This is a genomic window from Idiomarina sp. ST10R2A5 (assembly GCF_051842325.1).
Taxonomy (GTDB): domain Bacteria; phylum Pseudomonadota; class Gammaproteobacteria; order Enterobacterales; family Alteromonadaceae; genus Idiomarina; species Idiomarina abyssalis.
Map to the genome: position 1 here is coordinate 90,033 of NZ_JBNIEX010000002.1, position 13,606 is coordinate 103,638.

The window sequence follows — 13,606 nt, forward strand, 5'->3', positions numbered from 1 at the left end:
ATCCTTGGTTCTCTAATTAGTGGTGACCGTGCTCTTCACCGTCTTCATGGGTGTGAGTGTCTTCTTCTTTTTTACTGGCTTCTTCGGTCGAATTTTCCGGTTCGGCTTGTTCATCGCCGTAGTAAGCTTCTGTTTCCGGTTGCTCTTCGGCATGTTCATGAGTGCCCTCTCCATGTTCATGCTGCTCTTCGCTCATATGGCCACCATCGTCATCGTGCGGGTGTCCATGTTCATCCCCGGAGCAAGCCGTAATTGCTGCCGCTGCTGCGGCCATTGCCAGTAGTTTCAAGAATGTGTTCATTGGTTAATCTCCGTTGTTTGATTGAGTAATGATTGCAAGGCGATCCAGTCTTGTCTGATCGCCAGTTTTGCCGACAGCACTTGTTCACTAAGCGCCATCTGCGTCTGTTGAATGTCAATTAATTCAGTCACACTAATCTCGCCCAACCAGTAGGCTTCAGTGGCACTATCAAGCATTTCACTGACACTTTCTTGTTGTGCTTTATTCAGGCCTTTGATGCCTGCTTTTAAGCGTTGCTTAATGCTTGCGAACGTTTGCCATACACGCCGTCGGGTCTGCTCTTGTTCTATTTCCAGTGCCGATGTCAGGCTGGCATAGTGGCGCGAATGATATTGACCGCGTTCAAACAGCGGCAGCTCAATGGCTAAGGATGCAGCCGCCTCTGACTGGTTGCCGGCATTCGTATCCAACTGTCGAACGCCCACACTGAGCGCAACTTCTGGCAGTGCCATTGCATCTGCGCCTGCACGTTGCGCATCTAAGCCTTTCAACAACGATTCAAGCACCTTTAATTCCAATGTATCCTGCGGTGGTGACAGTTGACTTAACCGACTAACCGTTAAGTCATTCGGCAACAGGGAAGCGTCAATATTGCTAAGCGTTAAACCGGTGTATGCGGTCAAAGATTTACTGGTAGAAATCACTTTTTGTTCAAGTGTGCTCAGTTGCAGCACAGCTGATGACAACGCCTGGTTCAGACGGAAATGGTCTAAGGCCGATTGTTCGTTTAACTGTAATTGTTGGTTGCTCAAATCAACCAGCTTTTCTAACTGTTTGACCCACTGCTGCGCCGAAGCGTAGTGGTCTCGTAACATGACCAACCGATAAAAAAGACGCTTAACTTCAACCAGCTCATCACGCACCTCTGCCGCTAGCCGTAATTGCTCGACCAATGCTTTGTGGTTCGCTGCTTGTTGCCGGCTGTCTCTTGCTCCCCATGCGTCGAAGGACTGCGTCAACCAAATAGCCAATTCATTTTCTTCGCTACCGTCAGCATATGTCATCGGCTCATAGCTAACTTCCAGTTCCGGGTTACGCAGCAATGCCGCGCCCTCTCTTTCGGCCTGAATGGCTTGTGTCTCGGCATCCAGCCACTGCTCTATACGTTGTTGCTTCATATAGGCAGTCACAATATCTTGTTCGGTCGTGCCAGAGCTCTGTGCAACCGCGCCGGGCGCGACCGTGCCACACAACAGCGCACTGATAACGAGTTGTTTTATCATTAATTAATCCATCCAATTAACGTCTCAAGCGCGTGATGCTCGACGGTTAAAAATACAGTGAGGCTCAGTGTTAATACTGCCACCCATTGATAAGCTCTCTTAGCGCTAAACAAAGAACGTTTATTTAAATTTGCTAACGCAGTGATTCGCTGCTCGATATCACCGCCAGCGCTGTTTAAGCCAGCCTCATGGTTTTTAATCGGCAACATGCGCAATAACGTATCGGCCACAGCGGCTCGGCCAAACCGACCAGCTAACTGCCTGTCGACTTTTTGCTCCCGATAAAGCACCCATTGATTCATTAAATACGTTTTTGTGCGGCGGCTGTAAAAGCTTAGGAGACACTCTATAAAGAACATTTTAATCAGGTCACGATTGCGAACATGCTGTATTTCGTGCGCCACAATAATCCTTAAGGTTTGTCGCGATAAACGCTTTTTCAGCATGTGAGTTAGGTAAATACGAGGCTGTCTTATACCCGTTACAAAAGCCATTTCCCGATCACTGTCTAACCAATTGATGCGGCCTGTTTGGAACTGACTCACCGACCGGTGAATTCGAGCGTATTTAAACGTGCTTTTTGCCAGAATGGCGAACTTAACCGCTATATAGAGTATCAGTAAGGATGCACCAACCACCGCCAGAAAAGACAACTCGCCTGCTGGCAAATGTTCAAAACAAAGGTGAGGGTGATTCAACCCATGCACCAGGCAGTGGTCGACAATGAGCCCGGTGCCTTTTCCAAGAAGGGTCAAGCTAAGCGCTAATAAAATAGCTGTGGCGAGTAAAACCGGTGCTGTTGTTAGAGTCACTAACAACGGTGTCGGCAAGGCCGTTTTATTGCGGCGTCTATATCGCCACACCTGACCCTCAACTATTGCCAACGACACGAAAAACACAATGGCGATTAAAAATAACGAGGAAAAAAGCAGCTCAACCATCAGGTGCTTCCTCATTTTTAATTTGCTCAACAACCGCCTTTAAGTGTTTCCACTTAGCATCGCTTACCCCCTCTTGTTGCTCAACAAAAGCGGCTAATGTCATTGACGGGTCGCTTTCAAACTCACTAACCATATTGGTGAGCAACTGGGCGGTAAATGCTTCACGGGATAATTTAGGCTGATAAACGTAGGCGTGACCCTCTTTATGCCGCGTTAGTATCGACTTCCGGTATAAACGCTCTAGCGTCGACTGCACTGTGTTCTGCGACACATTTCTCGCTGGCTTTACTTGGGTATAGAAGGTTTTCACCGTCCCTGAGCCAAGTTGCCACGCCATTTTCAATACAAAGGTCTCTAGGTCACCCAGTTTCATTAGTTCACTCAATGCTAATTACTGATGGCAAATTAGCCTACAGACATAAAAACCGAGCGTCAATCGGTTTTCCTTCAGAAAGCACGCCCAATAACGAGCGTGCTTAAATACTTCAACTTATTCTACATGGGTTCCTTTAAAACGTTGTACTAAGTAATACAACGCTGGCAGCACCACCAAAGTCAATAATGTCGACGAGACAATGCCGCCGATTACCACAGTAGCCAGTGGTCGCTGTACCTCAGCGCCGACACCGGTATTAAATGCCATAGGGACAAAGCCCAGGCTAGCTACGAGAGCAGTCATCAGTACAGGTCTTAACCGTTGTTGCGCGCCTTCAAACACCGCATCTTTCAACGGCAGTCCGTCGCGCAGCAGTTGCCGTATGAATGTCAGCATGACCACGCCGTTCAAAACCGCCACGCCCGACAGTGCAATGAAGCCGACTGCAGCGGAAATTGATAGCGGCATATCACGCAGCGCTAATGCGAATATCCCGCCGGTCAGCGCTAAGGGAACGCCTGTAAATATGACGAGTGCACTGCTCAGCGAATTAAACGCACTGTATAGCAGGCCAATAATTAATAGCAGCGCTAATGGCACAACCAAACTCAACCGTTGGGAAGCTGATTGCAGCTGTTCAAAGGTACCGTCGTAGTTAACCCAATAACCTGCCGGCAAATCAACGTCAGTCGTTAGCGCATCCTGAACATCTGCCACAAAAGAGCCCAAATCACGATCTTCAACATTCGCACTCACAATAACATTGCGTTTGCTGCTTTCTCGGTTAATTTGGTTCGGTCCACTTTCCAAACTCAATTCGGCGACCTCTCCCAACGGCACATAGCGCAGCTCAGGGTTGCCGGCAGGCAGATCAATAGGCAGTGATTTAAGCTGTTCAATGCTCTTACGCCATTCTTTGTTGAGACGTACCATTAGCTTGAAGCGTTTATCCCCCTCGTAAATAATCCCTGACTGAACTCCACCAACCGCGGCTTGAACTGCTCGTTGTACATCAGCGACTGTTAGGCCTAATAACGCTAAATGATCACGCTTAGGTACAACTGAGAGTGTCGATAAACCGGTCATTTGTTCAACCCGAACATCAGCAGCGCCATCAACGGTGCGAATGACTGCGGCGGCTGAGTCACCTAACCGTTTAAGCGTTTGCAAGTCATCGCCATAAATACGAACCCCCAAGTCAGCTCGAACGCCTGCAATAAGTTCGTTAAAGCGCATTTCAATCGGCTGAGTGAACTCGTACTTATTACCGGGAAGCTCTTGCACAGCAGTTCGTATTTCAGCAACCAGTTGCTCTTTGGGTTTCTTTGGGTTTGGCCAGTCCTCACGCTCCTTTAAAATAATAATGGTATCAGCAACGCTCGGTGGCATAGGGTCGGTCGCAACATCCGGGGTACCAATTTTTGAGAATACCAGTTTAACTTCGTCAAAGCGTGACACCACAGACTCAACATCTTTTTGCATTGCTATAGACTGCTGTAAGCCAGTCCCCGGAATGCGCAAGGCATGCATGGCAATATCGCCTTCATCAAGCTGTGGCAAAAACTCAGTTCCCATGCGACTCGCCTGAAACAGTGATACCGCAAATAACCCAAAGCCAAGCAAAATAATGACAACTGGAAGCTTTAATGTTTGCCGTAGAGCCGGCTGATACACTTTGCGGGCCGCTCGCATTATTCGGTTTTCGCCGTGCTTAATATTGCCACGGACAAATATTGCAATAGCAGCTGGTACAAAGGTAACACTGAAAATCAGCGCACCTAACAACGCCGCTACAACCGTAAACGCCATGGGATGGAACATCTTGCCTTCCACGCCACTTAACGCAAATATTGGCAGGTAGACCAGCATGATAATCAGTACACCAAAAACGGCTGGGTTGAAGACCTCACGTGTACTGTGAGTCACTTCAATTAAACGCTCTTTGGTTGTCAGCACCCTACCGAGGCGTTGTTGAGCATTCCCCAGGCGCCGCAGCGCGTTCTCGACAACAATGACCGCACCGTCGACAATAATGCCAAAATCAATTGCGCCCAGGCTCATTAAATTACCAGACACCTTGTTGGCGACCATGCCGCTTACCGCAAACAGCATACTCAAGGGAATAACGCACGCCGTAATCAGCGCTGCACGGACATTTCCAAGCAGAATGAAAAGTACCACAATAACCAGTACCGCACCTTCAAACAGGTTTTTCTCTACCGTTGCAATGGTTTTATCCACTAAGGATGTGCGGTTATAAACCGTTTCAATGATGACACCGTCCGGCAGGCTACGTTGCACCTCCTCAATTTTATTGGCCACATTCTGCGCAACGATGCGACTGTTTTTGCCGATAAGCATCATGGCCGTGCCCAATACCACTTCGTCCTCGCCCGAGGTTGCAGCGCCAGTGCGTAATTGTTCTCCCAGTTTGACCTCAGCCACATCACTCACGCGCACCGGTGCATCATCACGTTTTGTCACGACCACATTACGAATATCGTCAAGTGTCTTAAGCTGTCCAGGCGAACGCACCAACCATTGCTCACCATTTTTCTCGATATAACCGGCGCCAGCGTTTCTATTGTTAAGATCCAATGCTGCCAAAAGATCCTGCATGGTCACTTTATAGGCCAGCATACGGCCGGGGATGGGAGCCACCTGGTATTGCTTTTCATAACCCCCCACACTATTAATCTCGGTAACACCGGGCACCTTGACCAGTTGCGGCTTAATGATCCAATCCTGGATGGTACGCAACTGCTCGGGCGTATACGCCTCGCCATCGGCATTGGTAACCCCCTCTTTCGCGCGTACTACATAATTAACAATTTCACCAAGGCCGGAGGCTATTGGCCCCATCGTCGGCTCAATACCGTCGGGAACTTCTCCCCTTACCTTTTGCAGTCGTTCACTGATTTGTTGTCTGGCCCAGTAAATATCGGTGCCCTCTTCAAACACCACGGTAACTTGCGACAACCCATAGCGTGAGATCGAGCGGGTGTAGTCCAGCTTTGGTAAACCTGCCATCGCGGTTTCCACCGGATAAGAAATACGTTGTTCGGTTTCTAATGGCGAATAGCCTGGCGCTTCTGAATTTATCTGTACCTGAACATTGGTAATATCCGGCACAGCATCGATAGGTAGCTTTAATGTGCTATAAACGCCCGCAGCTGCTACTAACAAGGTTGCGGCAAGCACCAGCCATCGACGCTCAACCGCAAAGCGAATGAGTGCATCTATCATTGTTTACTCTCCCTAATGGCTGTGGCCTGCGCCTTGTTTTAGAATGTCAGCCTTTATCAAGTAGCTGTTTTCAACGACATAACTTTCGCCATTTTCAATACCCGATAACACCTCGGTGTATTCACCGTCAGTTCGGCCTAGTTCAACTTCTCGAGCTTCGAAACGATTACCCTCTTTAACAAAAACAACGGGGTTATCTTCTAAACGTTGCACGGCATCGTTATCTATGGCCAAGCTCGCGTTAAAGCTGTCTGTAACGACATCGGCTTTTACGTGCATTCCCGGTCGCCAATGCCCCGACTGATTGGGCAGCTCGATACGTGCGCGTGCAATATGTCCGCCGGTCATTTGTGGAGATAGATAAGAAATCGTCCCTTCGACTGTCTTGTGGTGATGCAAGTCGTAAACATGTGCCGTCTGGTCTTCTGCTAATGACTCAATGTTCTCCGGAAACGCTGAAAGCTCTACCCAGACAGATGACGGATCCAGGACTTCAAATAATGGCTTTTGCTCAACCACTTCACCAACATTGGTAAAACGAGCCGTCACCTCTCCGCTAATTGGGCTGATGACTTCAAATGCCGTGCCTGTCGTAACATTCTCAACAACAGCCAGGGTTTGCCCGGCTGTTATGGCATCGCCGATATTGGCCTTTAGCGATGTAACAATACCTTTGTACTTAGCTCCGATATGCACGATATTGTTGTTATTAGGGGCTATCACCCCAAAAATAGTCTGCTTTACTCGAAGGTTTTGAACGCTCGCTGTTGCCAACGTTAATTTCGCGTTTTCTATTGCTGCGTCACTTAAATTGGTATGGGGTACCTCATGCTCTGCGTGTTTTTCCTCATAAGCCAATGCGGGCAGTGAAAAAATGGCGATGCAGAACAGAGTGATCACTGAATTGAAAGTCATGGTTGTACTCCTAAAAACGGCTGTCCGGTCATGCGCTCTAATTGGATGATGTCGCTGTAAATCGCATGTTGACGGGAGACTTTTTCATACTCGAGTTTGGCTAACTCCGTTTGCGCGTCTAACACTTGCAACAAAGAGTGCGTTCCGCGTGCGTAACCCTGTTGAGTTTGTTCAAGTAATTGCTCAGATAATGGCATCAGTCGCTGGTTTATCTTTTGCAGATAACTTTGGTGAGTTTGCAAACTGTGCACTAGCGATAAAGCCAGTGATTTTAGTTGCTGCCGAACCTGTTTTTGCTGCGCAAGGTTAGACTGATGCAGTAATCGGCTTTGTTTTATGCGACCGACGTTAGGGTCAGTGAACTGCAATGGCATCGATGCCTGGACGATTAAACCTGCATCATCGAACTCATTATTGTAGCGAGCCCCGACACCAACGGTAATATCCGACTTTGAGTTCGCTGCTAACGCTCTGGCTTGCGCTTGTAGGAGTTGCTCAGAGTCCAGTAAACGCAAATACTCCGGCGCCCGATTAACAGCCGATAACACGTTGGCTTTTTCCGGCAGACTTAGCGGAAAAGAAAAGCCTCCAGAGACCCGCTTAAAACTGAGCTCGCCTGCCCACATTGAAGCCAGCTCAGCTTGTTGCTTTTTCAGTTTACCGTTCAACTCGTCAGAGAAAGCGTATTGGCGCTCTAACTGCAGTTTAATGCGAATAACCTCGGATCTAGGCACCGCGCCAGCTTCTACACGCTCCTGCGCCACTTTTATCAGTCGCTCAGTTCGCTCAATTTGACGCTCGCTGGTATGCGCGACTTGCTGAAGTTTTAAAACGTCATAGAAACGCTGTGTAGTTTCCGCCAAGACCTCAATTTGACGATACTCGAACTCTGCTCGCTGAGCTTTTTCTTTTTCGGTTGCAGCTTCAACGCGTAACTGCCGTTTGTCCCCTAATTCTATGAGCTGAGAAAAGGATACGGTTAACTGTGAGCTACTGATACCTTCTAACCGTCCTGAACCCGCGAAGTTTTCTATTTCCGCAGATACCCTTGGGTTAGGTGAAAACTCAGCCTGCTCTATCAGTGCTCCTGCAGCTCGTATTTTATAATCATATTCCAGTAACTCAGGATTATTGTTGAGCGTTTTTTGTAACGCTTCTTTCAGCGTTAAATCTGTCGTAGCAGCCGTCGCCGCAGGCACTAGCGCGCCTAAGCAAAAGGCTGCCACGAAGTGTAAATACTTCATGTTGCTTCTCCATTAACTTATAGGTTTTAAAAAGTCTAAGTTAACGGTTACGCGTTTGGTGGAGGTACAGGGGGTTGGTGAGTCAGGCTTTGGCCAAAATCCACAGAGTTTGAGTTGGACGCAAGAATCACTGGCGTTGCAGAAACGGCTATTCCATAGCCGGTAATACAACTTATGTGAGCATGAAATTGATGTTCATGATCGAGAGCTGGTTGCTCTGTAGTTGAACTTTTATGCTCGATATCATGGTCTGAATCAAACACAACATCGACACTTTGGTGACTCGAGTCTTCGATATGCCCAGCAGCAGACGCACAGGTAAAAAAGCTGTGTATTAATACGACCACGATGAGCAACCAAGATATTTTCATGGCGGTCACTTTATCGAATAATCCCCCATAAGACCAGCGCAGAAATTCGCGTTAGTGTTTGATAAACTGCGATGTTAGCTGAGTTCTTAAGGTGAGATATTTAAGCATAGAGCCTGACGTGAAACGTCAGGCACCGTCCAGGCCAGTTACAGAAGGTTAAACGGGTCATCCACTGAGCGCGACGGCTCGGTAAACCAAAAAGCCCCCTCTTCGCTCATATAAAAATGGTCTTCCAGGCGCACGCCGAACTTCTCCGGGTTAATCACCATAGGTTCATTACTAAAGCACATTCCCGGCGCTAATTTAGTCTTATCGCCTCCAACTAGATAAGGCCACTCATGCAAATCCATACCAATACCGTGTCCCGTTCTGTGCGGCACACCCGGTAATTGATAGTCAGCCTTTAAACCCAGCTCTTTCAATTTAGCGCGAACCGCATCATCAACAGATTCGCAGGTTTTACCGATACGTGCCGCGTCAAAGGCCGCTTGCTGTAAATCACGCTCGTGCTGCCAGAATTGCTCTTGCTCTTCAGTTGCAGTCCCAAATGCGTATGTACGGGTAATATCAGAATGATACCCATGCAGCTTGCAGCCGGTATCAATAAGAACCCAGTCGTCTTTTTCTAAGCGCTGTTCGTAATTAACGCCGTGCGGATAACTGGTCGCCTTGCCAAATAAAACAATACAGAAAAACGAACCGGACGCTCCCACCTTACGATGTGCTTTATCAATAAAAGCTCTGACTTCCGACGCTGTGATGCCTTCGTGAAGCATAGCGCCGGTGGCTCTGTGCACAGCCATGGTCATATCCATTGCGGCCTGAATTAACGCCAATTCTGCGGGAGATTTATGCATTCGGCAGGCAGCGGTAATGACTTTTGCGTCGCACATTGTTTCGGCGGGTTTACGTTCCTCCAGCTGTGCCACCACGCTGTAGGGTGTGGATTCATCTAATGCCAGCTTATAACCATCAGAAAAATGCTCAGTTAAGAACGCCAACAACCGTTCGTAGGGTGATTCGTGCTCGTCCCACAAAACCGTATCCATGGGCAGTATCATTGCCTGAGTTAATGAACCGACTTCAAACGCCGGCGCTATCAGGGTGACATCCCCTTCAACCGGGAGAACAGCGCCAACCAGGCGCTCACTGGGGTACCACTTTAAACCAGTAAAATATTCTAAGTTGGTTCCTGCGTTTAAGTACATAGCGCTAATGCCTTGCTCCTGCATCAGTGCCTGCGCTCTGGCAACGCGCTGTTGGTATTCTTCCAGTTGAATAGGCTGAACACCTGCGGTCATATTTTCCAAAGCGCTGAGAGCTTCCTCAGCCCGCGCAACCCCTACCCCATGGGTCATAAACATTCCTCTTATTAATTGAGCATTCATCGGATTTAATAGCATCAGGCTACATCAAATTCGTCCGAATTTCTTTCAACCGTGCAATGTAATCCTGACTAAACACATTCTCCGCACGTTTAATATAAGCCTCTAAATCAACGTACCTCAGTGCATTTTTAAAATAGAACTTATCGGCAAAAGGCTGCATTTTCTGCTTTTCAAAAATGTCCTTTATTTGCCCAAAATAGGCTTCAATGTCGTTAACCATAGACACCATATGCCAGTCGCTACCGTACATTATTTTGTCAGCCAGCTTAAAAGGTTTGTCCGCGGCGTTCTCTAAAAACTCCAGTGACTTGCGCAACATCCGCTCTATCATTTTGTGAATGCCGGAAAACCAGCCCAATACTTTATCCTGAGCCTGATTTTCCTGAGTTTTAGTTAAGTTAATAACTCGCAGAAGGTCAACTGCTCTCGTGTAAATTGGTCGTTCTTCCCAATATTTGGTCACAAGCACAAACCTCAACTTTCAATGAAATTATAAGCGCATGATTATTAAAGAAATTATTTCTGGCCTAAGAATTGCTTTGTTGTCCATAATAAGAAGATAAGAACAACAAGGAACCATCATGAGTGTAAAGTTTGAAGATCGCCCAATAGAAAAAGTCCGGGAAGAAACCATCGACCAACTGGTCATGAATTACAGCCACGGTGAGCTGTCGGCAGAAGCCTTTGAACGCCGGCTTGATCAAGCTATGGACGCGACGGCACATAGCCAGCTGGCGGAACTGGTAGAAGACCTGGAGCTGAAGCCCGATACCTCATACGACAGCATGAAAGAACAGCAATTCTCGCCACATTACGGTGAAGGCAGAGTTCTGCCAACAGAAAACGTGGTCTCCATACTGTCCTCTAATGAGCGTTGTGGTGTATGGACGGTTCCACGCGAAATCACAATCTATTCCCTGTTAGGCTCAGTAGAACTGGACTTTACCGATGCCGTATTCCAACACCCTGACGTTACTATAAAAATTATAGGCGGCCTTTCAAGCCTTGAAATTTTTGTGCCTGAAGAAATTACTATCAGCACCAACGTCTTTAGCATTCTTGGTTCCACAGAGAATAAAGCCCCGTCTATGGGCAACTTAAAGCAGGCTCCTCATATACGTATTGAGGGCTTCCAGGTACTGGGTTCTGTTGAGGTAAAAGTGAAGCGCACCATAAAAGAGAAGTTTGTTGCCTTTGCAAATAGCTTAAAAGGCACCTTTCAATCTCGTTAACGGTTTAAGGGGTACATATGATTGAACTCTACACGGCTGCCACACCCAACGGTTACAAAGCCACGGTCACATTAGAAGAAATGGGGTTGGACTATAATCTCCATCACGTTCAGTTGCAGGACGACGAGCAAAAGCGCCCGGACTTTCTGAAAATGAATCCTAACGGGCGCATTCCGGTAATTGTCGATAAAGACAACGACGACTTCGTGGTATTTGAATCTGGTGCCATTATGTTGTACCTGGCAGAAACCTACGACAAACTGAACCCTAAAGATCCGAAAGAACGTTCGCGTATGATCCAATGGCTGATGTTTCAAATGGGTGGCATAGGCCCCATGATGGGACAAGCTAATGTCTTCTATCGGTACTTTCCGGAGAAGCTACCGTCAGCCATTGAACGTTATCAAAACGAAAGCCGTCGGCTGTTCGAGGTGCTGAATAAGCGTTTAGGAGAGTCTGAATACTTAGCCGGTGAAAACTTCTCGTTAGCGGATATTGCCAACTGGTGCTGGGTGCGTACCCACGACTGGTCCGGTGTCAGTCTTGACGGCCTGGAAAACCTGAAGCGATGGATGAACACCATCAGTGAGCGTCCTGCCTGCCAACGCGGTGTCACAAAGCCGGAGCGGATGGGCGATCCTGACGAACTGGTCAAGAGCGCCCAGAAAATGGTGCAGCGTTAAGCGGCAGCCAGCTGCGCCAGATACTCATCGTAACTACCGGCAAAGTCACGTAAGCCTTTGTCGGTTATTTCGATAATACGAGTAGCCAAAGTCGACACGAACTCGCGGTCATGGCTGACAAACAACAAGGTACCTTCAAACTGCTCCAGTGCCATGTTTAACGACTCTATCGATTCCATATCCAAATGGTTCGTCGGTTCGTCCATCACCAGAATGTTCGGGCGCTGCAAAATCAGTTTCCCGAAGATCATCCGCCCTTTTTCACCACCGGATAAAATCGATACCGGCTTCTGAATATCGTCTGAAGAAAACAGCATACGACCCAACACACCACGAATAGCCTGTTCGTCATCGCCTGGCTTCTTCCACTGATACATCCATTCGTAAACGGTCATTTCCTGCTTAAACCAATGAGCGTGATCCTGCGCGTAGTAGCCTATCGCCGCATTTTCAGACCACTTGATGCTGCCTGAGTCCGGCGTGTACTCGCCCATCAAACATTTCAGCAAAGTCGTTTTACCAATACCGTTGGCACCGATAATAGCGACTTTCTCACCCACTTCTATCGATGTGCTCAAGCCTTTTAAAACGGCCTCTTCATCAAAGCTCTTACGTACGTTTTCGGTTTCAAGCGCCAGCCGGTAAAGTTTCTTCTCTTGCGTGAAGCGAATATACGGATTCACCCGGCTGGATGCTTTAACCTCATCCAACTGAATCTTTTCCATTTGTCGCTGACGCGAGGTCGCCTGCTTGGCTTTTGACGCATTCGCCGAGAAACGACTGACAAAGCTCTGCAGCTCCGCAATTTTCTCTTTCTTCTTGGCGTTATCGCTCATCAGCTGTTCGCGCGCCTGAGTAGCGGCAAACATGTATTCGTCATAGTTACCCGGGTACACGCGCAACTCGCCGTAATCAATATCAGCCATGTGCGTACAAACCGTGTTCAGAAAGTGACGATCGTGCGAGATAATGATCATAGTGCTTTGCTTTTCCGCCAACACCTCTTCTAACCAACGAATGGTGTTAATGTCCAGGTTGTTGGTCGGCTCGTCCAGCAGCATAATATCCGGCTCGGAGAACAGTACCTGCGCCAGTAACACCCGAATTTTTACACCCGGTGCCAGCGCCGACATCAGCCCAAAGTGCTGCTCTACCGGTATGCCCAGTCCCAGCAATAACTCACCGGCGCGTGACTCCGCAGTATAGCCATCCATTTCAGCAAATTCGGTTTCCAAATCGGCTACACGCATACCGTCTTCTTCACTCATTTCGCCACTGCTGTAAATGCGGTCCCGTTCTTCTTTTACCGCCCACAGCTCTTCGTGCCCCATAATAACGGCGTCAACCACGCTGTACTCTTCGTACGCAAACTGGTCCTGACGCAACTTACCAATGCGGGTATTCGGCTCCAGCGAGACGTTGCCGGAGGAAGGCTCCTGCTCACCACTTAAAATGCGCATAAAGGTCGACTTACCACAGCCATTAGCACCAATAAGGCCATAACGGTTGCCATTGCCGAATTTAACAGAAATATTTTCAAAAAGAGGCTTCGCACCAAATTGCATGGTGATATTTGCAGCAGAAATCACGTATTCAACATCCAGGACTATAGGGTAAAAATTGAGCGCGCAATGTACGTGGTTTTCGCGTAAATTACAAAGAAAGATTCACTAATGGGTAAATAGA

General features: G+C 48.0%; 13 protein-coding genes. 2 read left to right on the plus strand and 11 right to left on the minus strand.

What is annotated here, in order from left to right; translation table 11 throughout:
• Nucleotides 1–16 precede the first annotated feature (16 nt).
• The 10 genes from ACP7FG_RS03140 to ACP7FG_RS03185 form a co-directional block, all read right to left on the minus strand.
• Nucleotides 17–301, minus strand: coding sequence for a hypothetical protein (locus ACP7FG_RS03140; protein WP_439225482.1), 285 nt, complete (start codon nt 299–301; stop codon nt 17–19).
• Nucleotides 298–1,524, minus strand: a complete 1,227-nt coding sequence (locus tag ACP7FG_RS03145; RefSeq protein ID WP_439225483.1) for a TolC family protein — start codon at nt 1,522–1,524, stop codon at nt 298–300. The genes ACP7FG_RS03140 and ACP7FG_RS03145 overlap by 4 nt, the downstream gene beginning before the upstream one ends.
• A complete protein-coding gene (locus ACP7FG_RS03150; RefSeq protein WP_439225484.1) occupies nt 1,524–2,465 on the minus strand; it encodes a M48 family metalloprotease in 942 nt (313 codons plus the stop codon). Before ACP7FG_RS03150 ends, ACP7FG_RS03145 begins: the two co-directional genes overlap by 1 nt.
• Complete coding sequence (locus ACP7FG_RS03155; RefSeq protein ID WP_439225485.1) at nt 2,458–2,838, minus strand: BlaI/MecI/CopY family transcriptional regulator; 381 nt, start codon at nt 2,836–2,838, stop codon at nt 2,458–2,460. The genes ACP7FG_RS03150 and ACP7FG_RS03155 overlap by 8 nt, the downstream gene beginning before the upstream one ends.
• A gap of 117 nt (nt 2,839–2,955) precedes the next feature.
• Nucleotides 2,956–6,087 carry an efflux RND transporter permease subunit gene (locus ACP7FG_RS03160; RefSeq protein ID WP_439225486.1) on the minus strand — a complete coding sequence of 1,044 codons (3,132 nt, stop codon included), beginning with the start codon at nt 6,085–6,087 and terminating at the stop codon, nt 2,956–2,958.
• 12 nt (nt 6,088–6,099) lie between these two features.
• The gene (locus ACP7FG_RS03165) at nt 6,100–7,002 is read right to left on the minus strand and encodes an efflux RND transporter periplasmic adaptor subunit (RefSeq protein ID WP_439225487.1); all 903 of its coding nucleotides are present in this window, start codon (nt 7,000–7,002) and stop codon (nt 6,100–6,102) included.
• Nucleotides 6,999–8,246 carry a TolC family protein gene (locus ACP7FG_RS03170; protein WP_439225488.1) on the minus strand — a complete coding sequence of 416 codons (1,248 nt, stop codon included), beginning with the start codon at nt 8,244–8,246 and terminating at the stop codon, nt 6,999–7,001. Before ACP7FG_RS03170 ends, ACP7FG_RS03165 begins: the two co-directional genes overlap by 4 nt.
• 47 nt (nt 8,247–8,293) lie before the next feature.
• Nucleotides 8,294–8,617, minus strand: a complete 324-nt coding sequence (locus ACP7FG_RS03175) for a hypothetical protein (RefSeq protein WP_439225489.1) — start codon at nt 8,615–8,617, stop codon at nt 8,294–8,296.
• Nucleotides 8,618–8,763: 146 nt separating this feature from the next.
• Nucleotides 8,764–9,975 carry a M24 family metallopeptidase gene (locus tag ACP7FG_RS03180; protein WP_439225490.1) on the minus strand — a complete coding sequence of 404 codons (1,212 nt, stop codon included), beginning with the start codon at nt 9,973–9,975 and terminating at the stop codon, nt 8,764–8,766.
• A gap of 49 nt (nt 9,976–10,024) precedes the next feature.
• Nucleotides 10,025–10,468 carry a hypothetical protein gene (locus tag ACP7FG_RS03185; RefSeq protein ID WP_439225491.1) on the minus strand — a complete coding sequence of 148 codons (444 nt, stop codon included), beginning with the start codon at nt 10,466–10,468 and terminating at the stop codon, nt 10,025–10,027.
• Nucleotides 10,469–10,586: 118 nt separating this feature from the next.
• On the opposite strand from ACP7FG_RS03185, the gene ACP7FG_RS03190 reads away from it, so the two are divergent.
• Both ACP7FG_RS03190 and ACP7FG_RS03195 read left to right on the plus strand, forming a co-directional pair.
• Complete coding sequence (locus tag ACP7FG_RS03190) at nt 10,587–11,237, plus strand: DUF1707 SHOCT-like domain-containing protein (protein WP_222236617.1); 651 nt, start codon at nt 10,587–10,589, stop codon at nt 11,235–11,237.
• A gap of 17 nt (nt 11,238–11,254) precedes the next feature.
• On the plus strand, nt 11,255–11,920 hold the full coding sequence (locus ACP7FG_RS03195) for a glutathione S-transferase family protein (RefSeq protein ID WP_439225492.1): 666 nt from the start codon (nt 11,255–11,257) through the stop codon (nt 11,918–11,920).
• Here the strand turns inward: ACP7FG_RS03195 and ACP7FG_RS03200 are convergent.
• Entirely contained in the window at nt 11,917–13,509 is a 1,593-nt protein-coding gene (locus ACP7FG_RS03200; protein WP_199494114.1) for an ABC-F family ATPase, read from the minus strand. The two genes, ACP7FG_RS03195 and ACP7FG_RS03200, sit on opposite strands and share 4 nt — an antisense overlap.
• Nucleotides 13,510–13,606 lie beyond the last annotated feature (97 nt).

Bases quoted from the DNA above. Each gene is read 5' to 3' on its own strand.
- ACP7FG_RS03140 (WP_439225482.1), bottom strand. From the start codon at position 301: ATGAACACATTCTTGAAACTACTGGCAATGGCCGCAGCAGCGGCAGCA.
- ACP7FG_RS03145 (WP_439225483.1), bottom strand. From the start codon at position 1,524: ATGATAAAACAACTCGTTATCAGTGCGCTGTTGTGTGGCACGGTCGCG.
- ACP7FG_RS03150 (WP_439225484.1), bottom strand. From the start codon at position 2,465: ATGGTTGAGCTGCTTTTTTCCTCGTTATTTTTAATCGCCATTGTGTTT.
- ACP7FG_RS03155 (WP_439225485.1), bottom strand. From the start codon at position 2,838: ATGAAACTGGGTGACCTAGAGACCTTTGTATTGAAAATGGCGTGGCAA.
- ACP7FG_RS03160 (WP_439225486.1), bottom strand. From the start codon at position 6,087: ATGATAGATGCACTCATTCGCTTTGCGGTTGAGCGTCGATGGCTGGTG.
- ACP7FG_RS03165 (WP_439225487.1), bottom strand. From the start codon at position 7,002: ATGACTTTCAATTCAGTGATCACTCTGTTCTGCATCGCCATTTTTTCA.
- ACP7FG_RS03170 (WP_439225488.1), bottom strand. From the start codon at position 8,246: ATGAAGTATTTACACTTCGTGGCAGCCTTTTGCTTAGGCGCGCTAGTG.
- ACP7FG_RS03175 (WP_439225489.1), bottom strand. From the start codon at position 8,617: ATGAAAATATCTTGGTTGCTCATCGTGGTCGTATTAATACACAGCTTT.
- ACP7FG_RS03180 (WP_439225490.1), bottom strand. From the start codon at position 9,975: ATGACCCATGGGGTAGGGGTTGCGCGGGCTGAGGAAGCTCTCAGCGCT.
- ACP7FG_RS03190 (WP_222236617.1), top strand. From the start codon at position 10,587: ATGAGTGTAAAGTTTGAAGATCGCCCAATAGAAAAAGTCCGGGAAGAA.
- ACP7FG_RS03195 (WP_439225492.1), top strand. From the start codon at position 11,255: ATGATTGAACTCTACACGGCTGCCACACCCAACGGTTACAAAGCCACG.